We start from the raw sequence: 20,900 nt of genomic DNA on the forward strand, positions 1-20,900 counted from the left end.
GGAGAGTAGGACGCCGCCGAACAATTTTTAGCCTCAGTCTTCCCGGACCTTTTATGGTCTGGGAAGACTGAGGCATTTTTGCGTTGTGCCCTCTTACAGTGGGGGAATGAGCTATGACCTTGTCATCTTCGACAATGACGGCGTCCTTGTGGACAGCGAGCCGGTCGCGAACACGATCCTCGCCGGGTATCTGACCGAGTTGGGGCACCCCACCACGTACGAGGACTCCCTGCGGGACTACATGGGCGCCGCGGTGCACCGCGTACATGACCTCGTCATGGAGCGAACGGGCCAGCGACTGCCGGATGATTTCGACGCGACCCTGCACGCCCGTACCTTCGCCGCTTTCGAGCGGCAGTTGGTCGCCGTCGACGGAGTGCCCCAGGTGCTGGGGAAGCTGGTCACGGACCGTGTGCCGTACTGCCTCGCCTCCTCCGGCAGCCATGAGCGGATCCGCGTCGGGCACCGTAAGACCGGCCTCGATCTGTGGTTCCACGACGAGATCATCTTCAGCGCGCAGGACGTGGGGCGGGGGAAGCCGGCACCCGATCTGTTTCTCCACGCCGCCGAGCGGATGGGTGTGGCGCCGGAGCGCTGTGTGGTGGTGGAGGACAGCGCCCTGGGCGTCCAGGCGGCCGTCGCGGCCGGAATGGACGTGTACGGGTTCACCGCGATGACCCCGGCGGAGCGGCTGCCCGGGGCGAAGGGCTACTTCGGGGCGATGAAGGAGCTGCCCGCGCTGCTGACCTGACCTGAGCCGAGTTGCTCCGAACAGAGTTGCTCCGAACCGAGCTGCCCTGACCTGAGCTGCCCTGACCTGAGCCGATATGCCCGGACGGCCCGGTGGACGGGTGGTGGGGGAGCGGGGGGAGAGGGTGTCGTTGTCGGTCGGTGCGGCCGATACGGTGGCGGGTATGAGCGGCCGCGGGTTGTTGATGTGGGACGAGGCGGTAACGAAGTATGACTTCGGGGACAGCCATCCGATGGATCCGGTACGGCTCGCGCTGACCATGGGGCTGGTGCGGGCCTACGGACTGGAACGCGCCGTGGACGTGGTGTCCGCCAAGCCGGCCGGGGACTCCACCCTCCGGCTCGTGCACCGCGAGGACTATGTGGCCGCCGTGCGGGCTGCGTCGGCGCGGCCTCGCGCCGCCGACCAGGCGTACGGGCTGGGGACGGTCGACGACCCGGCGTTCGAGGGGATGCACGAGATCTCGGCGCTGATCGCCGGGCAGTCCGTCGGGGCCGCCGAGGCCGTGTGGCGCGGGGAGGCCGCCCACGCGGTGAACTTCGCGGGCGGGCTGCACCACGCGATGCCGGGCGCCGCGGCGGGCTTCTGCATCTACAACGACGCGTCCCTCGCCATCGCGCGCCTGTTGGAGCTGGGTGCGGAGCGCGTCGCGTACATCGATGTGGACGTCCATCACGGGGACGGGGTCCAGGCGGCGTTCTGGGACGACCCCCGGGTGCTGACCGTCTCCCTGCACGAGCATCCGCGGACCCTCTTCCCCGGCACCGGGTGGCCCGAGGAGACCGGTGGGGACGGGCCGGGCGAGGGCGGGGCCGTGAATGTGGCGCTGCCGGCCGGGACGGGCGACGAGGGGTGGCTGCGGGCCTTCCACGCGGTGGTCCCGGAGCTGGTGGCCGACTTCCGCCCGCAGGTGCTGGTGACCCAGCACGGCGCCGATACGCATTTCGAGGACCCCCTGGCACATCTGGCGGTGTCGCTGGACGCGCAGCGGATGGTTCAGGAGGCGTGTCACCGGCTGGCGCACGAGTACGTGGACGGCGGGCGCTGGATCGCCCTCGGCGGCGGTGGATACGCCGTGGTGGACGTGGTGCCCCGATCGTGGACGCATCTGGTGGGGATCGCCGCGCACGCGCCGGTCGACCCGGATTCCGCGATCCCCGAGGAGTGGCGCGACGAGGTGTACGCGCGGACGCGGCAGCCCGGCCCACGGCGGATGACGGACGGGCGCAGCCCGGAGTGGCGGGACTGGGGATCGGGGTACGACCCCGCGGACCGGCTCGACCAGGCGGTGCTGGCGACGCGGCGGGCGGCCTTCCCACTGCGGGGGCTGCTGGCGTAGGGCGGCCGTGGCGCACTCGTACGCCCCCCGCACGCATCCTCGGGGTGCTGGACGCGTCCTGGCCTCCTCGTACACCCCGGTTGCCTGTGTGGGGCGCCAAGGGGGCGCGTTACGCCAACCGTGCGGCACTCCCGCCCTTTTCGCGCGCTGGGGGCCGTCAGCGCGGCAGCATCGGCGGAGTGGTGAGTACTGAGGCGCTGCGGACCCATCTCCTGGCGGCCCGGCTGGCCGGGAGCGTGGCGACCCCCCGGCAGACCAGTCTGAGCAGTTACCGGCTCTTCGCCGCGCGCGATCCCCGTGTCACGCTCGGACTTGCCCCCGAGCGGGATTGGAGTGAGCGTGAGGTGATCGCGCTCATGGCCCGGAAGTGCGGGGTCGCCGACGACCCCGCTCGGATCGAGGGACCCGACGCCATCGACCCCGAGCGCACCCTGGCCGCGCTGGACGCCTTCGCCGGCCGGCTGCGGACCGTGGCCCGGCGGCGGGGTGCCGTACTGCTCGGGACCGGTCATCCGCATCGATTGCTCGGTTTCTACGCCGCCCTGGCAGACGCTTTGTCGGCGGCGGGATGCCTCGTCCTCACACCCGCACAGGGCAGATGTGTCGACATAACGACCCGGTTCGGGGTACGCACGTACAACCTTGACTACGTACGGGGAGTCGCGCTGGTGCGGTTACCCGGCGCGCGGGTCAGTGGCAGTGAGACCGGCGCACACACCCATTCCCCCCTACCGATTCGTACCGCTCTGGGGGGTCTCGCGGGGAGTGGCGAGCCCCTGCCCGACCTGGTCGTCGGCGACCACGGATGGGTCTGCGGGGCAGGTCAGCTGGGTATTGAGGCGATCGGCCTGGCCGATACCGACGATCCGGCCCTCTTCGTCGGTGAGGCGGAGGGCAGGGTGGCCGTCGCCGTCCCGCTCGATGACTCCGTGCGGTCCTCTTACTACCGACCGCTGACTCGCTATGTACTCAATCAGGCGTGTCTGTCCCAGTAGGCGGCCGATGGCTGCTCCTCTTCCCCACTCGCACCACGCGCCCCTAGTCTGGGGAGTGAGCGCACAGCGACGAAGAGTCACCGGAGGGGAAGCCGGTGTGCGTCGTGTGCGGAAGGTACAGGTGGGTCATGGCTGCTGGCAGCGAGAGGCCTCTTAACGAGGTCAAGTTCCTTACCGTGGCGGAAGTCGCCTCGGTGATGCGGGTGTCGAAGATGACTGTGTACCGTCTGGTGCACAGCGGTCATCTTCCGGCGATCCGGGTGGGGAGGTCCTTCCGGGTACCGGAGCAAGCGGTTCACGACTACCTCCGCGAGTCGTTCGTGGGGGTGGAATCCGCGTAGCCGGAGAGAGTGGCCGCCCTCGGATTACAACCTCCCAGCTCTGGCGGGTAGGCTAGGCCGACGTAGGTCGTGTGGGCCCAGACGCCCCGCACCGAGTGAAGAGAAGTGAGCGAGGGTAGTCGTGGGCTCTGTTATCAAGAAGCGGCGCAAGCGGATGGCTAAGAAGAAGCACCGCAAGCTGCTCAAGCGCACCCGCGTTCAGCGTCGTAACAAGAAGTAAGCGACAGCTGTACGTGTCATCGCGGCCCTCCCACCAGCACGGTGGGAGGGCCGCGATGCGTTGTGCGCCGTACGTGAGCGTGGGCGGTGGTTCGCCGTGCGCCCGTCACAGCGGGGCGGTGAACCGCTACGGTGACGCTGGGAGCGGGCCCGTACGGGCCGAGGAGAGCTGAAGGAAGGCGCTGATCTTGGGAAGGGTCGTGCTCGTCACCGGAGTGGCCCGGCCGCTCGGAGGCCGGCTCGTACGGCGTCTCCAGCGGGATCCCGGCGTGGACCGGGTGATCGCGGTCGACGCGGTGGCCCCCGGACACGAACTCGGTGGCGCCGAATTCGTCCGCGCCGACATCCGGCAGCCGGCGATCGGGCGGGTCCTCGCCGAACACGCCGTCGACACCGTCGTCCATATGGACGTCACCGGTACGCCCCTGGGCGCCGGGGGTCGCACGGCGGTCAAGGAAACCAATGTCATCGGCACCATGCAACTGCTGGGCGCCTGCCAGAAGTCGCCGACCGTCCACCGGCTGGTGATCAAATCCAGCACGAGCGTGTACGGCTCCGACCCCCGCGATCCCGCCGTCTTCACCGAGACCACGACGCCCAGGTCCCTGCCGAGCGGTGGCTTCGCCAAGGACGTGGTGGAGGTCGAGGGATACGTCCGGGGCTTCGCCCGGCGCCGTCCCGATGTCGCCGTCTGCGTGCTGCGGTTCGCGAACATCCTCGGGCCGCGCGCCGACTCGCCGCTCGCCGAGTTCTTCTCACTGCCCGTCACCCCGACGGTCTTCGGCTACGACCCACGGCTCCAGTTCGTCCATGAGGACGATGTGATCGACGTGCTGCGGATCGCGGCGCAGGAGCCCCGGCGCGGGACCCTCAACAGCGGCACCTTCAACATCGCGGGCGACGGAGTGCTGCTGCTCTCCCAGTGCTCGCGCCGGCTCGGCCGGCCCACCCTGCCGGTGTTGCTGCCCGCGGTCACCTGGATCGGATCGGCGTTGCGTACGGTCGGGATCACCGACTTCTCGCCCGAGCAGATCCGGCTGCTGACCCACGGGCGGGTGGTGAGTACCGTCCAGATGCGCGAGACGCTGGGCTTCGATCCGGGGTTCACCACCGCGGAGACCTTCGCAGACTTTGCCCGGAGCAAGGGGCCGGGGCTGCTGCCCCCGGACGTCCTCGCCCGGGGTGTGGACCGGGTGGAGGCGGGCCTGGGAGGGCTCGGGGGACCGGAGGGCGGTGCTCGGGAGGTCGCCCCGACGGGCCGCCGGACGACACCGGACCGGACGACACCGGACCGGACGACACCGAGCGACGCCGACTAAGGAGCGCGGGCACGATGGCGGACGCCAAGGTCATTCCGTTCGACGACGACCGTACGCGGGGCAGTGTGCCCCGCGCGGGGCGGCGGCGCCCCTCCGGCCCGCCCGGCGGGCGCCGGGGGGCCGATCCAGCGGCCGTACGGGACAACCCGGTCACCTCGCTGCCGGGTGCCCGCACACCGGCCGTGGACGCGGCCGGGGACCCGGGAGAGCAGGAACCCCCCGTCCGGGACGGGCAGGACGGCGCGCCCGGTGGTGGCTGGGACCAGAAGCTGGCGGGCGGACTGTCGTTCCTGCGGCGCCGGATCACCGGCGATTACGAGGTCGACGAATTCGGCTACGACGAGGAACTCACCGAGCAGGCCCTGATGCCGCTCGTCCGGCCGCTGTACGAGAAGTACTTCCGGGTCGAGGTGAAGGGGATCGAGAACATCCCCTCCGACGGCGGGGCGCTGGTGGTGGCCAACCACTCGGGCACCCTGCCCCTGGACGGGCTGATGATGCAGGTCGCCGTCCACGACAACCATCCCGCGGGACGTCATCTGCGACTCCTCGCCGCGGACCTGGTCTTCGCCCTGCCCGTCGTCAATGAACTGGCGCGGAAGGCCGGGCACACCCTGGCCTGCGCGGAGGACGCGGAACGGCTGCTGCGGCGGGGCGAGGTCGTCGGGGTGATGCCCGAGGGCTTCAAGGGCATCGGGAAGCCGTTCAGCGACCGGTACAAGCTCCAGCGCTTCGGGCGGGGCGGCTTCGTCTCCACGGCGCTGCGGGCGGGGGTGCCGATCGTGCCCTGCTCGATCGTGGGGGCCGAGGAGATCTATCCGATGCTCGGGAACGCGAAGACGCTGGCGCGGCTGCTGGGGATTCCGTACTTCCCGCTGACGCCGACGTTTCCCTGGCTGGGGCCGCTGGGGGCGGTGCCGCTGCCCACCAAGTGGACGATCCAGTTCGGGGAGCCGATCGAGACGGCGGGGTACTCGGCGGAGGCGGCGGAGGATCCGATGCTGATGTTCAATTTGACGGATCAGGTGCGGGAGCGGATTCAGCACACGCTGTACAAGTTGTTGGTGCAGCGGAGGTCGGTCTTCTTCTGACGGGTGGGGTTCTCCCCCACCCGCCCCTTCCCTCGACCGTGGGCTCCGCCCCCGGATCCCGCGCCTCAAACGCCGGAGGGGCTGAAATTCAACCCGCCCGGAGAGCCGACACCCAGCCCGTCCGGCGATTGAGGACGGACCCCTGCGCACAGGGGCCTGAGATGTACGGGCCCCTTGCCCGGAGCCGCCCGCCTGGTGCCCGGTCTCCCGCGAGTCTCGGCACCTTGCGGGGCTCTGCCCCGGACCCCGCTCCTCAAACGCCGGAGGGGCTGTTTTTTAGCCCCCCAGAGGGGCTGAATTCGGGACCCCCTGGAGAGACGGGGGATGCTCGCCTGTGCCGAGCGGGATGGGTTTGCTCGGCGGTGGCGGAGGGGCTGGGGGCCTCTCCACCACCGCCGCGCGGTGGGTCAGGAGTCGTCCTCCGCGTGCAGGCCCAGGCCGGGGAGGAGACCCGGGAGCAGCGGTGGGATGGTGATGTCCGGCTCCGGGGGCGTGGGGTTCTTGCCGCCGGAGGGCGGTTGGGCGGGGTTGGGCGGCGGGTCGAGCAGGCCGGAGCCGTTGCCCAGGAGGCCGTCGCCGAGTGCCGGAGATCCCGAGGGGCGCGGCTTGGTGGCCGAGCCGGTCGGAGGCGTCGGAGACTGTGCCGTCGACGGCGGAGTGCTCTCCCCGGGGGTGTTCGGCTGGCTCGGGGGGCGCGCCGAAGCACCGGGGCGATGTGTGCCGCGGCCTTGTTCCGGAGGGGTCGGGAGCAGCGACTGGAGCGGGGCGACCTCTTGGTCTATGGCCGCGAAGACGTTGCTCACCTCGTCTCCCACGTCCGTTAGCTGCGCCGGCAGCCGGTCCCGGAGCCCGTTCCACGCGTCGCGGTGGGACCGCGCGAAGGAGTTGAGCTTCTGGATCGGACCCAGCGAGCCGTCCCTCTCGTACGCCTCGTGGAGCAGTCGGTGGCCCTCCTTGGCGTCGTGGCGCATTCCGTTGAGCGCACGGCGGACCTCGCCGAGCGATTCGTGGTCCAGGCTGCCGGACCGGCCGCGCTCCATCAGGCGGCGGGCCTCGCTGAGGCGGGTGGACGCCTGGTCCAGGTAGAGCTCACCGCGGTCGGAGTTGCCGTCGGCCATGCCGAGGCGGATGTCCTCCATGCCGCGCTTCAGCCCGTACAGCGTGTCGCCGGGCAGGGCGTCGGAGCTGGCGGCGGCGACCCCGCTGAACGCTCCCGCGGCGACACCGACGGTCAGACCGCCCGCCGCGAGACCCTTCGACCAGCGGGAACGGGGTCGTAGTTTCCGGAGCGGGGAGGCCCGGTGGGCGCCCCGGCCGGGCTTTCGTTGCTCGGGCACCGTGGGGCCCGTGGACGTGCCTTCCTGGAACATGGCCTCCATGGCGGCCACGAGCTGCGCTCGCTGCACCACTTTGACCTCGGGGTCCAGGCTCGGTCTCGGCAGCTCGCCGAGACCGGTCGCCAGAGCCAACAGCCGTCCGTGTTCGGTCGGTTCGACCACATCATCCGGCTGTCCGGCCTCTTGATCTTCCAAGGCCCGGGCGAAGGCGTTCGCCCGCCGGTGCGCCGATACGTTCGCGATCACTGGCGGCACCTCCTCTCGTCATGACGATCGACTCCCCTGGGGGTCTGGAAGGTTGCACGCCATGTGCGCGTCCGCACGATCGAGTGAACGGCTGCGGACATGGCGTGACGACAGGGAGCCTGCATCCCGCACAACGAGCGTCGCGGCACTTGGGTTACGCGCGAAGGATGATCGGACCAGTGCGTCATCGAGGCGTCACCGATTGTCAGTTGAGGTCGGTCAGCGGGCGTCGTCGGGCAGTAGACGGGCCAGGGTGCGTACGGCGCGGTACTGGAGGGTTTTGATCGCTCCCTCGTTCTTGCCCATCACCCTGGCGGTCTCGGCCACCGACAGGCCCTGTAGGAAGCGCAGTGTCACGCATTCCTGCTGCTGAGGATTGAGTTTCCGCACCGCTTCGAGCAGTGCGGCGTTGGACAGGGACTCCAGGACGGAGTCCTCGGGGCTGCGCTCGACCTCATTGGCGTCGAGCATCTCGCCGGTCGTCACCTCCAGCCGGAACCGGCTGGACTTGAAGTGGTCGGCGACCAGGTTGCGGGCGATCGTGACCAGCCAGGCCCCGAAGTCGCGCCCCTGCCAGGTGAAGGTGGAGATGCGGCGCAGGGCGCGCAGGAACGTCTCGCTGGTGAGGTCCTCCGCTGTCGCCTTCCCGCCGACGCGGTAGTAGATGTAGCGGTAGACGGTGTCGCTGTACTGGTCGTACAGGCGGCCGAAGGCTTCGGCCTCGCCCGCCTGGGCGCGTTCGACCAGTTCCATCATGCGGGCGCTGTCGCTGTCGGCGCTGGGCCGACGGGCGGGGGTCGAGGCGCCTGAGCCGCCCCGGCTGCTCCGTCTGCCGACCGCCGCGCGGCCGTCGGCCAGGGCGTAGCAAGGAGCGGCGGGACCGCTGGTGGCAAGGCGGGGCATGGCGAGGGCGGGGACGGCGTACGCGGTGGGGACGAACCCGCGCAAGTGGTCGAGGACCGCCGCGCGGAGCGTAGCCAGGCCCGAGGCGTCAACCCCGACGTGTGGGTACACGGGACTCCCAGAGGCAGAGCTTCCATCACGTGCAGTGCGGGACGGATCACCCGTCGTAGCGACTGGCGGGGTCCCGTATGCGTCTGAGGAGAATAACGCTTCGTACAGGCGGTGCTACACCCAGTTGCTCAAATCATCGATTACGTCGCTTCTGTTCTCTCTCGGTGACGCTTCGATCAGCAGAATGTGATCGTTCGATGATCGAATTTGATCGTGATCTGACTCTTCGAGGAAAACGGCGCGTTGCGTTCCCCGTCGGCCGGGGTGTCGGGTGGTATCAGCGACGGCGGCGGTGGAGTGCGACCGCGGCGGCCGTGCCGCCCGCGAGCGCGCCGACGCCGGCCGCGGCCGGAATGCCGACCTTGGCCGCTTTGCGGCCGGTCCGGTAGTCGCGCAGCCGCCAGTCGCGTTCGCGCGCGTGCTTGCGCAGTTTGCTGTCCGGATTGATCGCGTACGGATGTCCTACGAGCGACAGCATGGGGATGTCGTTGTGCGAATCGCTGTACGCCGCACAGCGCTCCAGTTCGAGCCCCTCGGCGGCGGCCAGCGCCCGGACCGCCTCGGCCTTCGCCGGGCCGTGCAGGGGTTCGCCGACCAGCCTGCCGGTGTAGACGCCGCCGACGGACTCGGCGACCGTGCCCAGCGCGCCGGTGAGGCCCAGCCGGCGGGCGATGATGGTCGCCGTCTCCACCGGGGCCGCCGTCACCAGCCAGACCTTCTGGCCCGCGTCCAGGTGGGCCTGGGCGAGTGCGCGGGTGCCGGGCCAGATGCGGTCCGCCATGTACTCGTCGTAGATCTCCTCACCGATGCTCATCAGCTCGGAGACCCGGTGTCCCTTGACGATGGAGAGCGCGGACTCGCGTACGTCCTGCATATGGTCCGGGTCCTCGACGCCCGCGAGCCGGAACCACGTCTGCTGCCAGGCGAACCTCGCCAGCTCGCTGCGCTGGAAGAACTTCCGCTTGTACAGACCGCGGCCGAAGTGGAAGAGCGCGGCGCCCTGCATCACGGTGTTGTCGAGGTCGAAGAAGGCGGCGGCGCGGTCGTCCCCCTCGATGGGGAAGGGGGCCTCGTCCGGCGCTCCCGGGCCGCCGGGTGCGGCGGGGGAGTCGGGGGTGACGGCTGGTTCGAGCTGCTGCGAGGTCTTGCGCGCCGCCTCGGCCGCGGCCTCGCCTGCCAGGACGCTCCGAGCGGTGGCGGAGCGCCTACGGGGGGTGAGCCATCCCAGTGCGGCCATGGGGCGAGCATAGCCAGTCTGTTCGGAACTTCCCGACCCGCCGGGGGTGCGGCGGTGTGAACTCCCGGTGACCGGCCCGGTGAGTGGGCCGTCGGGGGAGGGCTGTCGGGGTGGGGGAGGTGGCGGGACCGCGGCGGGCCGTCGGGGTGGGGGGTGCGGTCAGGGGTCCCGGGCTGGAGGGCGGTGGCTGGGCGGGGGCGAGAATGGGGCCATGAGTCCTGTGTGGCGGCGTGCGCGGAAGACGGCAGGCGAGCGAGTGGTGACCCTGATCGGGAAGCCGGGGTGTCATCTCTGTGACGACGCCCGGAGCGTGATCGAGGAGGTGTGCGGGCAGACCGGAGCGTCCTGGGAGGAGAAGGACATCACGCAGGACGAGGCGCTCCATCGCGCCTACTGGGAGCAGATCCCCGTGGTGCTGGTGGACGGCGAGCAGCACACGTTCTGGAAGGTGGACGCGGGGCGGTTGCGGCGCGCGTTGGAGGGCTGACTCCGCGGGGCCGAAGACGCCATCGTTGTCATGGCTCTATCGGGATTCAGGGGCGACGGTGCACAGTGGAGCGGTCTCGGGGGCGATACGGGAGGAGTGTGCGCTGTTTTGCCCCCTTCATCGCCGGAACGGGCCGTCGTGGTTCCCGGTTCCGCCTTGACGCGATCAGAACGCGTGACCCCGATCACTTTGCGCGGACAAAACGGACACCATCTTTGTGCACGCGTTCACAAAGACATAGCCTGCATTCGACGGGGCGGCCCTGGGACACACGGCCGCCTAGAGCCTCGCTCATCCCGCAGGAGCACCGTGGCAACTGGCCGAAATCACCGACCGGCGACCCGTAGCCGAGGAATCCCCGAGGCCACCGTCGCCCGGCTCCCGCTGTACCTGCGGGCGCTGACCGCACTGTCCGAGCGGTCCGTGCCCACGGTCTCGTCCGAGGAACTCGCGGCGGCGGCGGGAGTCAACTCCGCCAAGCTCCGCAAGGACTTCTCGTACCTCGGCTCCTACGGGACCCGCGGTGTCGGCTACGACGTCGAGTACCTCGTCTACCAGATCTCCCGTGAGCTGGGGCTCACCCAGGACTGGCCCGTGGTGATCGTCGGTATCGGTAACCTCGGCGCCGCGCTCGCCAACTACGGCGGGTTCGCCTCCCGTGGCTTCCGGGTCGCCGCGCTGATCGACGCCGACCCGGCCATGGCCGGGAAGCCCGTTGCCGGGATCGCCGTCCAGCACGCCGACGAGCTGGAGCGGATCATCAGCGACAACGGTGTGTCCATCGGCGTCATCGCCACCCCCGCGGGCGCCGCCCAGCAGGTGTGCGAGCGGCTCGTCGCGGCCGGTGTGACCTCCATCCTGAACTTCGCCCCGACCGTGCTCTCGGTGCCCGACGGTGTCGACGTGCGCAAGGTGGACCTCTCGATCGAACTCCAGATCCTCGCCTTCCACGAGCAGCGGAAGGCCGGCGAGGAGGCCGACTCGGAGGCAGCGAAGCGGAAGGGACCCGACGGCGACATGCCCGCCGTGATGCCGGCATGAGTCTTCTGGTCGTCGGGCTGAGCCATCGCAGCGCCCCGGTGAGCGTGCTGGAGCGCGCCTCACTCTCCGCGGACGCGCAGGCCAAACTCCTCCAGGACACGCTGGCCGCCGAGCCCGCGTCCGAGGCGACGGTGCTGGCCACCTGTAACCGCATCGAGCTCTACGCGGACGTGGAGAAGTTCCACGCGGGCGTCGCCGAGCTGTCCACCCTGCTCGCACAGCACAGCGGGGTGGGTCTGGAAGAGCTGACCCCCTATCTCTATGTGCACTACGAGGACCGCGCCGTCCACCACCTCTTCTCGGTGGCCTGCGGGCTGGACTCCATGGTCGTCGGCGAGGGTCAGATCCTCGGCCAGATCAAGGACGCCCTCGCGCGCGGGCAGGAGCAGCACACCGCCGGCCGGCTGATCAACGACCTCTTCCAGCAGTCCCTGCGGGTCGGCAAGCGCGCCCACAGCGAGACCGGGATCGACCGGGCCGGGCAGTCGCTCGTGACCTTCGGCCTGGAGCAGCTCGCCGAGGGCGCGGACGTCGCCGAGTGGGCGGCCGCGAAGCGGGTGCTGGTGATCGGGGCGGGCTCGATGTCCTCCCTCGCCGCGACGACCCTGGCCCGGCTGGGCGTTCGGGAACTGGTCATCGCCAACCGGACGCTGGACCGGGCCGCCCGGCTGGCGTCGGTGCTCTCCGGCACCGGTGCCGTGAGCGCCCGGGCCGTGCCGATGTCCGAGGTCGCGGCCGAGCTGACACGTGCCGACGCCGTGGTGTCGTGCACCGGTGCGACCGGACTCGTCCTGACCGCGGAGGCCGTGGTGGCCGCTCTCGCCGAGCGTGGCGCGGTGGCCGCGGAGCGCGTCGTCCCGGTCGTGTCCGGCGCGGTGGCGGCCGACGCCTCGGCCAGTGGTGACCTGCGGGCGCCGGATGGCAGCCTCGTGGCGCGGCTGGCCGCGACCGCGGCGCGGGACGGACGGGTGCAGGACCGCGCGGTGGCGACCGGAGACGATGACCTGGTCGGCAGCGAGGGTGAGCGGTCCGGCGGTGCGGGCGACGACGGCGACTGTCCGGTCGGGCTCGCCCACCAGCCGTCCGCCGCCGACCTGGCCCAGCACGGCGCCTGGGTCGACAACGCCTCGCGGACCCTCCGTACCCCCGGGTCGGTCGCGCCGGCCGGTGACGGCCCCGTACGACTGGCCCTGCTCGACCTCGCCATGCCCCGCGACATCGACCACGCGGTCCACCGGCTCCCCGGTGTCCGGCTCGTCGACATCGAGTCGCTCGCCGAGGCGTCCGCCGACGCGCCCATGGCCGCCGATGTGGACCAGGTCCGCAGGATCGTCGCCGACGAGATCGCGGCCTTCGGCGCGGCCCAGCGGGCCGCGCACATCACGCCGACCGTCGTCGCCCTGCGCACCATGGCGGCCGATGTCGTCGCCGGGGAACTCGCCCGGCTCGACGGCCGGCTGCCCGCGCTGGACGAGAAGCAGCGCGCCGAGATCAACCAGACCGTCCGCCGCGTCGTCGACAAGCTCCTTCACGCGCCCACCGTGCGGGTGAAGCAGCTCGCCGGTGAGCCGGGAGGCGCCGGATACGCCGACGCGCTGCGGACCCTCTTCGACCTCGACCCGGAGACGGTCGCCTCCGTCAGCCGGGCCGACATGAGTGACGCAGACGTCAAGAACCGAGGGCGAGTATGACCGAGAGGGCACTGAGGCTCGGGACCAGGCGCAGCAAGCTCGCCATGGCCCAGTCCGGCCAGGTGGCTCAGGCGGTGCGTCAACTGACCGGCCGCCCCGTCGAACTGGTCGAGATCACCACGTACGGGGACGTATCCCGTGAGCAGCTCGCGCAGATCGGCGGTACGGGGGTGTTCGTCGCCGCGCTGCGGGAGGCACTCCTCGCCGGTGAGGTGGACTTCGCCGTCCACTCGCTGAAGGATCTGCCGACCACCCAGCCCGACGACCTCCTGCTGGCGGCCGTGCCGCCGCGCGAGGACCCCCGGGACGCGCTGATCGCGCGCGACGGGCTGAGTTTTGACGCGCTGCCCGACGGAGCAAGGGTGGGCACCGGTTCGCCGCGCCGGACGGCGCAGTTGAACGCTTACGCCCGCGCGCACCACAAGCGCATAGAGATCGTGCCGATCCGCGGCAACATCGACACCCGGATCGGATACGTACGAAGCGGTGAGCTGGACGCGGTGGTACTCGCCGCGGCCGGTCTCAGCCGTATCGGAAGGACCGACGAGATCACCGACTTCCTGTCGGTCGACTTCGTCCTGCCCGCCCCCGGCCAGGGGGCTCTGGCGATCGAGTGCGCCGCGGATCACGCGGATCTCGCCGCCGTGCTCGCCGAGCTCGACGACCCGGCAACCCGGGTCGCCGTGACCGCCGAGCGTTCCCTGCTCGCCGCCCTGGAGGCCGGCTGTTCCGCACCCGTGGGTGCGCTCGCCGACCTGTTGGGCGAGGAGCAGGTTGTCACTGAAATGCGCCTGCGCGGCGTCGTCGGTACCACCGACGGCTCGACGCTGGTGCAGCTGTCCACCACCGGTCCCGTACCCCCGTCGCACGGCGACGCCATCGCGCTCGGTCGCGAACTCGCGTCCGAGATGCTCGCCAAGGGTGCGGCTGGTCTTATGGGGGAGCGAGCACATTGAGCCCCACCACCAACCCGTCCTCGGCGTACTCGGCACACGGGCACGTCACTTTCCTCGGCGCCGGTCCCGGCGACCCCGGACTGCTGACCTTGCGCGCTGTCGAGGCACTCGCGGGAGCCGACGTACTGATCGCCGAGCCGGATGTGCTCGATGTCGTACGCGGCCATGCGCGGGCGAGCGTCAGCACGCCTGAGCTGACAGTTGTTGACGATGCGTCAACAGCCGTCAGGATCCCCGTACTCAGGGATGCGGTCAATCTTGTCATGGAGGCCGCGCGGGGCGGCAAGCGGGTCGTCCGCGCGGTGACCGGTGATCCGGGACTCGACGCGGACGCCGGGCAGGAGATGCTCGCGTGCGCCGCGGAGGGGATTCCCTTCGAGGTCGTACCGGGCGTCGCCACCGCCGTCGGCGTGCCCGCGTACGCCGGGGTGCCGCTGCGGGACGCGCAGGGCACGGACGTCCGGTTCGTCGACGCCCGCAGCGCCAGTGAGCGCTGCTGGACCGAGGTCGGCGCGAGCGACGGCACCGTCGTCGTCTCGACCACGCTGGACGCGGTCGCCGCGGCGGCGAGCGAGCTGGTGGCCGCCGGGCGCAAGCCCGACACCCCGCTCTCCGTCACCGTCGCCGGGACCACGACCCGGCAGCGGACCTGGACCGCGACCCTCGGCACCATCGCGCAGAGCTTCAAGCAGGCGAAGGTCCTGCCGTCGCCGGACGGTCACCGCCCGGTGATAGCCGTGGTCGGTGAGCGCAGCTCCGCCGCGCAGCGCGACCAGCTCGCGTGGTTCGAGTCCAAGCCGCTCTTCGGCTGGAAGGTGCTCGTACCGCGGACCAAGGAGCAGTCGGCGTCGCTCTCCGACCAGCTTCGTTCGTACGGTGCGGTGCCGCACGAGGTGCCCACCATCGCCGTCGAACCCCCGCGCACGCCGCAGCAGATGGAGCGGGCCGTCAAGGGGCTCGTCACCGGGCGGTACGAGTGGATCGCCTTCACCTCCGTCAACGCCGTCAAGGCCGTACGGGAGAAGTTCGAGGAGTACGGGCTCGACGCGCGCGCCTTCGCCGGGATCAAGGTCGCGGCGGTCGGCGAGCAGACCGCGCGCGCACTGATCGACTTCGGGGTCAAGCCCGATCTCGTACCCAGCGGCGAGCAGTCGGCGGCCGGACTCCTGGAGGACTGGCCGCCGTACGACCCGGTCTTCGACCCGATCGACCGCGTCTTCCTGCCGCGCGCCGACATCGCCACCGAGACGCTGGTCGCGGGGCTGATCGAACTCGGCTGGGAGGTCGACGACGTCACCGCCTACCGGACGGTGCGCGCGTCGCCGCCGCCCGCGGAGACGCGTGAGGCGATCAAGGGTGGTGGCTTCGACGCCGTCCTCTTCACCTCGTCGTCCACCGTGCGGAACCTGGTCGGGATCGCCGGGAAGCCGCACAACGTGACCGTCATCGCCTGCATCGGGCCCGCCACCGCCAAGACGGCGGAGGAGCACGGGCTGCGGGTGGACGTGCTCTCACCGGAACCGTCCGTGCACCGGCTCGCCGAGGCGCTCGCGGAGTTCGGGACGGCGCGGCGGATGGCGGCGCTGGAGGCGGGGGAGCAGGTGACGCGGCCGTCGGAGCGGCGGCCGGGTGGGCGGAGACGCCGCACGACGACCTGACGCGGGTGTTTTATCCGGGGCGCTGCCCCGGACCGGCTCCTCAATCGCCGGAGAGGCTGCAATGCAGCCTCTCCGGCGATTGCGTGTTCGGGGGGCCTGGCCACCTTGGTGCGGGGTGGTCCGTCGCGCCTCGGCGCCTTGCGGGGCGCTGCCCCGGACCCCGCTCCTCAATCGCCGGAGGGGCTGTTTTTTGCCCGCCCGGGGGAGGTGAAATGCCGGCCCGCCCGGAGGGGCTGTTCAGCCCGCCCGGAGAGGCTGAAACTTGGCCCGCCGAGTAGAGCTGAGTTTCAGTCTGCCCAAGGGAGCTGGAATTCAGCCTGTCCGGCGATTGAGGACGGACCCTTGTGCGCAGGGGCTTGAGGTGTACGGGCCCCTCGGCCGGAGCGGCCCGTCCGTTGCCCGGCTTCCCGTGTGTCTCGGCGCCTTGCGGGGCGCTGCCCCGGGCCCCGCTCCTCAATCGCCGGAGGGGCTGTTTCAGCTTGCCCGGAGGGGCTGAAATTTGGCCCCCCGGGGAGCTGGAGTTCAGCCCGCCCGGAGGGGCTGGTTTTTGGTTCGGGCCGGGGGCGTAGCGTAGGGGTATGAGTGTGTACGGATCCTTTCCCGGTGCCCGGCCCCGGCGTCTGCGGGGCATTCCCGCCCTGCGGCGCATGGTCGCCGAGACGCGGCTGCACCCCGCCGATCTGATCCTTCCCGCGTTCGTGCGGGAGGGGATCGCCGAGCCCGCGCCGATCTCGGCGATGCCCGGTGTCGTTCAGCACACCCGTGACACCCTGCGGAAGGCCGCCGTCGAGGCGCGCGAGGCCGGGGTCGCGGGCATCATGCTCTTCGGGGTGCCCGAGGACGCCAAGAAGGACGCGCAGGGGAGCGCCGGTACCGATCCGGACGGCATCCTCCAGCTCGCCATCCGCGATGTGCGCGCCGAGGTCGGCGACGATCTGGTGATCATGTCGGATCTCTGTCTGGACGAGTACACCGATCACGGGCACTGCGGGGTCCTCGACGCCGACGGTCGCGTCGACAACGACGCCACGCTGGAGCGGTACGCGGAGATGGCCCAGGTCCAGGCCGACGCCGGGGTCCATGTCGTCGGGCCCAGCGGGATGATGGACGGGCAGGTCGGTGTCGTCCGGGACGCCCTGGACACCATCGGGCGGGACGATGTGTCGATCCTGGCCTACACCGCGAAGTACTCGTCGGCCTTCTACGGGCCGTTCCGGGAGGCCGTCGGGTCCTCGCTCACCGGGGACCGCAAGACGTACCAGCAGGACCCGGCCAATGTCCGGGAGTCCCTGCGGGAGCTGGCCCTCGATCTCGACGAGGGCGCCGACATGGTCATGGTCAAGCCGGCCGGACCGTATCTCGATGTGCTGGCCAAGGTCGCCGAGGCCGTCGACGTGCCGGTGGCCGCGTACCAGATCAGTGGTGAGTACGCGATGGTCGAGGCCGCCGCCGAGAAGGGGTGGATCGACCGCGACCGGGCGATCATGGAGACCCTCACCGGGATCAAGCGCGCCGGTGCCGGGATGATCCTCACCTACTGGGCGACCGAGGTCGCGCGCACGCTCTGATCCCCGGTGCGCACGGGGGCCACCGCGGGCCGGGGAAGTCATCCCGGCCCGCAGCGCCGTGGGGGGCTCAGCAGTACAGGTTCGCGCCCGTCGGTACGCCCAGGAGCTGGGTGAACCTCGTGAAGTTGTTGACCCGGCTCTGCACCTGGGCCGGGTTCCTTCCGTCGCACTCCAGCGAGCCGTTGATGGACCTGATCGTCTGGCCGAAGCCCGCCTGGTTCACCATCGCCGCGTGGCCGGTCATCGTCCCCGGGCCGTTCTGGGTGTTCCAGTACCAGAGGCCGGTCTTCCAGGCCACGGCCGCCTCGTTCTGGACCCGCGAGGGGTTGTTCAGCAGGTCGATGCCGAGCGCGTCACCCGCGGCCTTGTAGTTGAAGTTCCAGCTGAGCTGGATGGGGCCGCGGCCGTAGTACGCGGCCTGGCCGGCCGGGCAGCCGTACGGCTGGCTGCGGTCGCAGTAGTGCGGGTAGTTCGCCTGGTTCTGCTCCACGATGTGGACCAGTCCGCCCGTCTCGTGGCTGACGTTGGCGAGGAAGGCCGCGGCCTCCTGCTTCTTCACCGTGGCGCTGCCGGTGTTGGCGAACGCGGGGTACGCGCTGAGCGCCGCCTTGAGGCCGCTGTACGTGTAGAACGCGTTCCGGTTCGGGAACATCTGGTTGAACTGGGACTCGCTCACCACGAACCCGCCGGGGTCCGGGTTGCCGCCACCGCTACAGGTGTGCGGGTTCCAGAACCAGGTGCTGACGGTGGGGTCGTAGCCCGGGTTGTCGTGCTCCGCGATGTAGTACCGGCCGTCGGTGTACTTGACAACGTTGCCAGTGTAGTAATTCGTGCCCGCGCGCCAGTTGGGGGCGGTGGTGCACTCGTCGGCCACCGCGGCCGACACGGGTGTCGCGGTGGGGAGCAGGGTCCCCGCGGCGAGTCCGACGGCCGCGAGGAAGGCCACCAGGAGGGCCTTGATGCGCTGTTTGAGCACGAGTTGTCTCCTTCGTGCGTCAACGGCCGCACCCGGATGGCGGGGTGGGGTTCCGGTGGTGCCGGGTGCGCCGTGATGGTGGGGGTGGGTACACCACTGAAGCGCGTTGACGGGGTTCAGTCAAGGTATAGACCAATGCGAATATGTGTTCCGTGAACCCCGTCCACCCGTATTCCGCTTGTCTGTTGGGCACGGTGCGCCCGATCACCCGGTGACGTCGGAACGCCGGTGAGGTCGATCACCGGGTGACGCCGGACGCCCGGTGCGGCGCGGGTCAGACCGGCTCGATGACCCACCACTGCTGGGGCTGGAAGTTCTTCCCCCAGAGGTGCGTTCCGGCGCCGTCGCCCGGCCAGAGGCTGTTCCGGTCGACGACCGTGGTGAAGTTGTTCAGGAAGCGGAAGTTGTAGAGCGAGAAGTCGTTGGGGAGGGCGCCCCAGAGCTGCTGGGTCGCCCCGCTGCACTGCCAGAGCTGGAGCCTGGTGCCGTTCAGGCCCCCGCCGTTGACGTCCGCGTCGAGGCACATGCCCGGGAAGCGGCCGTTCATGAGCATCCCGTTGTCCGCCGAGAACCACCGCTGCTGGGGCAGGCCGTTGCAGGTCCACACCTGGACGCGATTGCCGTTCCCGCCGCCGCCGTTGATGTCCGCGTCCAGACACTGGACGCCCCCGCCGTACAGACTTCTGACTCTGACCCAGGCGGCGCTCGGGCCCGCGGCGGGACGGCTCTTCTCCGCCAGGGTGACCAGGCCCCGGCCCGCGGTCTCCAGGCTGGTCTTGACCACCGGCTTGCGGGGCTGCGGAACGGGTTCGCTGTCGGCCGCCGCCACTCCTGTCATGCCGATGCACGCCGCCGCGAGGGCGAGGGCGGTCGTCATCCTCTTGATCATGCGCAAGGGAGTTCCTCTCGATGGGGCCTGCCGGCCCGTAAGGGACGCCCTGTGTAGCAAGCGTGACGTGTACGCGACGAGAGGGGTTGGCCGACTCGCTCCCTGAGCCGGTGCGGCCGGAATACGGCCTGACACGGTCCGTACCGGCCGCCCGGTGGTGTCCGGGGGGCCGGTACGGATGCGTCGTTTCGGCCGGGAATCGACTCCCGTGCCGTGGGAGCACCCCTGAGCCCCTCTGCTTCTCCGTGCCTACCGCTGAGGGCCGGGCCCGGGTGCTACTTCTCCAGCAGGGTGGCGAGGCGGGAGAGGCCGTCCGTCCCGTGCCCCTGCTCGACCGCCCGGTCCAGCAGCTCCCGCAGCGGTTCGAAGAACGCCGTCGACAGGCCCTGGTCGCGGAAGGTCTCCATGAGGTTCGGCAGGGCCGCCTGGTTGGCGGTGAGGCTGGAGACATCGGTGAGGTGCTTGCCGGAGTCGATCGCCGCGGCCTCCTCCGGGGTGCCGGCGAGCATCGCGCCGATCCACTCCACCAGCGGCCCGGCCAGCTCGGCGGCCGGGATGTTCTCCGTACGGGCCAGGGCGAACGCCTGCATGACCCCGACCGTCATCCCGTACATGCCGGTGAGCAGCGCCACGTCGTGCACCGCGGCCAGGCCCGGGTCGGCGCCGACGAACCGGGTGTCACCGAGTGCGGCGAACGTCGACCGGTGGGCCCGGAACGCGTCCTCGTCGCCGCTGTAGAGGACGTACGCATGGGGGCCCGCGATCATCTGGGGCACGGCCATGATGCCGCCGTCGAGGTACCGGGCACCCCGTTCGGTGGCCCAGGCGGCCAGCTCACGGGCCTGTGCGGGTGTCCCGTTGGTCAGGTTGGCGACGGTCCGGTGGGCTACAGAGTCGCCGAGGCCGTCGAAGACGTCCCGTACGGCTCCGTTGTCCAACAGGCAGACGATGACCAGGTCGCTCGCGGCGACGGCGGCCGCGGGTGTCGCGGCGGGGTGCGCGCCCTGGGCGACCAGCGGGCCCGTCCTGGCGGGGTTCCTGTTCCAGACGGTGACGGTGTGGCCGGCGCCGAGCAACGCGGCGGCCAGCGCCGTACCCATCAGACCGAGGCCGAGTACGGAGACGGTGGCGGGCTGGGCGGTGGCGGGCGCGGGCATGACGAAGCTCCTCGTGTGACGGTGTCGCCGGGGGTGCCCTGGGGGGGCTTCCTCGATCCTCGGGCGCCACTGAGGTTCGTACAAGTACCGACTATTTAGTGGGTACGCACCGCGGGGTAAGTGTGGGGAAGTGGTGATCTGCGGTCGCCGGGCGCACCCTGGAGACGTACCGCTGGAGGTGATCCGTCATGCACACACTCGTCGGATGGCACATCGAGATGGAGTTCCGCGAGGAGGGCGAGCGCACCAGGGCCGCCGCCCTGGTCCGGCTCGCGGACGGGACCGAGGTCCGGGGACACGGCAATGCCCAGCGTCATCCCTCGGACGCGGAGCAGCTCAGAGTGGGCGAGGAGATCGCGGGCGCGCGGGCGCTCATGGACATCGCCTCGCAGATGCTGCAGAAGGCGCACACCGAGATCGATCAGGCGTCGGGGCGGACCTCGCACACGTTGATCTGAGCGGGCGTGAACGGGCGTGAGCGGGGGGTGAGGTGTCGGTGCCCGCCGTCCTTCAACCGGTGCCGGACTGGTCCCGGACCGGTGTCGGCATGCGGGCGGCCGGTCCGGATACGCCGACGGGCGCCCGGGG

General features: G+C 70.7%; 20 protein-coding genes. 14 read left to right on the forward strand and 6 right to left on the reverse strand.

Features of this window, described 5'->3' with window-relative positions; genetic code table 11:
• Positions 1–106: 106 nt before the first annotated feature.
• The 7 genes from ACH4S7_RS27225 (at position 107) to ACH4S7_RS27255 (ending at position 6,055) form a co-directional block, all read left to right on the forward strand.
• On the forward strand, positions 107–751 hold the full coding sequence (locus tag ACH4S7_RS27225) for an HAD family hydrolase (RefSeq protein WP_398523944.1): 645 nt from the start codon (positions 107–109) through the stop codon (positions 749–751).
• Between the two features lie 163 nt (positions 752–914).
• Entirely contained in the window at positions 915–2,090 is a 1,176-nt protein-coding gene (locus ACH4S7_RS27230) for an acetoin utilization protein AcuC (protein WP_398523945.1), read from the forward strand.
• A 179-nt stretch (positions 2,091–2,269) separates the two neighbouring features.
• Entirely contained in the window at positions 2,270–3,085 is an 816-nt protein-coding gene (locus ACH4S7_RS27235; RefSeq protein ID WP_398523946.1) for a phosphatase, read from the forward strand.
• Positions 3,086–3,213: 128 nt separating this feature from the next.
• Positions 3,214–3,426 carry a helix-turn-helix domain-containing protein gene (locus ACH4S7_RS27240; RefSeq protein ID WP_003958488.1) on the forward strand — a complete coding sequence of 71 codons (213 nt, stop codon included), beginning with the start codon at positions 3,214–3,216 and terminating at the stop codon, positions 3,424–3,426.
• Between the two features lie 121 nt (positions 3,427–3,547).
• Positions 3,548–3,646: a 30S ribosomal protein bS22 gene (locus ACH4S7_RS27245; RefSeq protein ID WP_003948845.1), complete on the forward strand. Its 99-nt coding sequence runs from the start codon at positions 3,548–3,550 to the stop codon at positions 3,644–3,646.
• Between the two features lie 187 nt (positions 3,647–3,833).
• Entirely contained in the window at positions 3,834–4,964 is a 1,131-nt protein-coding gene (locus ACH4S7_RS27250) for an NAD-dependent epimerase/dehydratase family protein (protein WP_398523947.1), read from the forward strand.
• Between the two features lie 14 nt (positions 4,965–4,978).
• Positions 4,979–6,055, forward strand: a complete 1,077-nt coding sequence (locus ACH4S7_RS27255; RefSeq protein ID WP_398523948.1) for a lysophospholipid acyltransferase family protein — start codon at positions 4,979–4,981, stop codon at positions 6,053–6,055.
• A gap of 407 nt (positions 6,056–6,462) precedes the next feature.
• Here ACH4S7_RS27255 and ACH4S7_RS27260 read toward each other — a convergent pair whose 3' ends face one another.
• The 3 genes from ACH4S7_RS27260 to ACH4S7_RS27270 all read right to left on the reverse strand — a co-directional run bounded on the left by ACH4S7_RS27260 (position 6,463) and on the right by ACH4S7_RS27270 (position 9,889).
• A complete protein-coding gene (locus ACH4S7_RS27260) occupies positions 6,463–7,638 on the reverse strand; it encodes a DUF5667 domain-containing protein (protein ID WP_398523949.1) in 1,176 nt (391 codons plus the stop codon).
• Positions 7,639–7,857: 219 nt separating this feature from the next.
• Positions 7,858–8,652, reverse strand: a complete 795-nt coding sequence (locus tag ACH4S7_RS27265) for an ECF subfamily RNA polymerase sigma factor, BldN family (RefSeq protein WP_398523950.1) — start codon at positions 8,650–8,652, stop codon at positions 7,858–7,860.
• Positions 8,653–8,929: 277 nt separating this feature from the next.
• Positions 8,930–9,889 carry an HAD family hydrolase gene (locus ACH4S7_RS27270; RefSeq protein WP_398523951.1) on the reverse strand — a complete coding sequence of 320 codons (960 nt, stop codon included), beginning with the start codon at positions 9,887–9,889 and terminating at the stop codon, positions 8,930–8,932.
• A 211-nt stretch (positions 9,890–10,100) separates the two neighbouring features.
• Between ACH4S7_RS27270 and ACH4S7_RS27275 the strand changes: the two genes are divergently transcribed.
• The 6 genes from ACH4S7_RS27275 (at position 10,101) to hemB (ending at position 17,290) form a co-directional block, all read left to right on the forward strand.
• Positions 10,101–10,376 (forward strand): glutaredoxin family protein, encoded by a 276-nt coding sequence (locus ACH4S7_RS27275; protein ID WP_398523952.1) that lies wholly within the window; start codon positions 10,101–10,103, stop codon positions 10,374–10,376.
• A gap of 309 nt (positions 10,377–10,685) precedes the next feature.
• Complete coding sequence (locus ACH4S7_RS27280; RefSeq protein ID WP_398523953.1) at positions 10,686–11,417, forward strand: redox-sensing transcriptional repressor Rex; 732 nt, start codon at positions 10,686–10,688, stop codon at positions 11,415–11,417.
• On the forward strand, positions 11,414–13,108 hold the full coding sequence (locus ACH4S7_RS27285) for a glutamyl-tRNA reductase (protein WP_398523954.1): 1,695 nt from the start codon (positions 11,414–11,416) through the stop codon (positions 13,106–13,108). Before ACH4S7_RS27280 ends, ACH4S7_RS27285 begins: the two co-directional genes overlap by 4 nt.
• Positions 13,105–14,064, forward strand: coding sequence for a hydroxymethylbilane synthase (hemC, locus tag ACH4S7_RS27290; RefSeq protein WP_398523955.1), 960 nt, complete (start codon positions 13,105–13,107; stop codon positions 14,062–14,064). Before ACH4S7_RS27285 ends, hemC begins: the two co-directional genes overlap by 4 nt.
• Positions 14,061–15,722: a uroporphyrinogen-III synthase gene (locus tag ACH4S7_RS27295; RefSeq protein WP_398523956.1), complete on the forward strand. Its 1,662-nt coding sequence runs from the start codon at positions 14,061–14,063 to the stop codon at positions 15,720–15,722. Before hemC ends, ACH4S7_RS27295 begins: the two co-directional genes overlap by 4 nt.
• A 578-nt stretch (positions 15,723–16,300) precedes the next feature.
• Entirely contained in the window at positions 16,301–17,290 is a 990-nt protein-coding gene (gene hemB / locus ACH4S7_RS27300) for a porphobilinogen synthase (protein ID WP_398523957.1), read from the forward strand.
• Between the two features lie 67 nt (positions 17,291–17,357).
• Here the strand turns inward: hemB and ACH4S7_RS27305 are convergent, their stop codons facing one another.
• From ACH4S7_RS27305 to ACH4S7_RS27315, 3 genes are all read right to left on the reverse strand, one after another.
• Positions 17,358–18,266 (reverse strand): glycoside hydrolase family 19 protein, encoded by a 909-nt coding sequence (locus tag ACH4S7_RS27305; RefSeq protein ID WP_398523958.1) that lies wholly within the window; start codon positions 18,264–18,266, stop codon positions 17,358–17,360.
• Positions 18,267–18,540: 274 nt separating this feature from the next.
• A complete protein-coding gene (locus ACH4S7_RS27310; protein ID WP_398523959.1) occupies positions 18,541–19,143 on the reverse strand; it encodes an RICIN domain-containing protein in 603 nt (200 codons plus the stop codon).
• Between the two features lie 287 nt (positions 19,144–19,430).
• Positions 19,431–20,312, reverse strand: coding sequence for an NAD(P)-dependent oxidoreductase (locus ACH4S7_RS27315; protein ID WP_398523960.1), 882 nt, complete (start codon positions 20,310–20,312; stop codon positions 19,431–19,433).
• A gap of 188 nt (positions 20,313–20,500) precedes the next feature.
• On the opposite strand from ACH4S7_RS27315, the gene ACH4S7_RS27320 reads away from it, so the two are divergent.
• Entirely contained in the window at positions 20,501–20,770 is a 270-nt protein-coding gene (locus ACH4S7_RS27320; protein WP_398523961.1) for a DUF1876 domain-containing protein, read from the forward strand.
• Positions 20,771–20,900 lie beyond the last annotated feature (130 nt).

The organism is Streptomyces sp. NPDC020965, from assembly GCF_044333555.1.
Classification (GTDB): domain Bacteria; phylum Actinomycetota; class Actinomycetes; order Streptomycetales; family Streptomycetaceae; genus Streptomyces.

What these genes read in the sequence shown, in the direction of transcription:
- ACH4S7_RS27225 (WP_398523944.1), top strand. Translation starts at nt 107, where the DNA reads ATGAGCTATGACCTTGTCATCTTCGACAATGACGGCGTCCTTGTGGAC.
- ACH4S7_RS27230 (WP_398523945.1), top strand. Translation starts at nt 915, where the DNA reads ATGAGCGGCCGCGGGTTGTTGATGTGGGACGAGGCGGTAACGAAGTAT.
- ACH4S7_RS27240 (WP_003958488.1), top strand. Translation starts at nt 3,214, where the DNA reads ATGGCTGCTGGCAGCGAGAGGCCTCTTAACGAGGTCAAGTTCCTTACC.
- ACH4S7_RS27255 (WP_398523948.1), top strand. Translation starts at nt 4,979, where the DNA reads ATGGCGGACGCCAAGGTCATTCCGTTCGACGACGACCGTACGCGGGGC.
- ACH4S7_RS27270 (WP_398523951.1), bottom strand. Translation starts at nt 9,889, where the DNA reads ATGGCCGCACTGGGATGGCTCACCCCCCGTAGGCGCTCCGCCACCGCT.
- ACH4S7_RS27275 (WP_398523952.1), top strand. Translation starts at nt 10,101, where the DNA reads ATGAGTCCTGTGTGGCGGCGTGCGCGGAAGACGGCAGGCGAGCGAGTG.
- ACH4S7_RS27285 (WP_398523954.1), top strand. Translation starts at nt 11,414, where the DNA reads ATGAGTCTTCTGGTCGTCGGGCTGAGCCATCGCAGCGCCCCGGTGAGC.
- hemC (WP_398523955.1), top strand. Translation starts at nt 13,105, where the DNA reads ATGACCGAGAGGGCACTGAGGCTCGGGACCAGGCGCAGCAAGCTCGCC.
- hemB (WP_398523957.1), top strand. Translation starts at nt 16,301, where the DNA reads ATGAGTGTGTACGGATCCTTTCCCGGTGCCCGGCCCCGGCGTCTGCGG.
- ACH4S7_RS27310 (WP_398523959.1), bottom strand. Translation starts at nt 19,143, where the DNA reads ATGACGACCGCCCTCGCCCTCGCGGCGGCGTGCATCGGCATGACAGGA.
- ACH4S7_RS27315 (WP_398523960.1), bottom strand. Translation starts at nt 20,312, where the DNA reads ATGCCCGCGCCCGCCACCGCCCAGCCCGCCACCGTCTCCGTACTCGGC.
- ACH4S7_RS27320 (WP_398523961.1), top strand. Translation starts at nt 20,501, where the DNA reads ATGCACACACTCGTCGGATGGCACATCGAGATGGAGTTCCGCGAGGAG.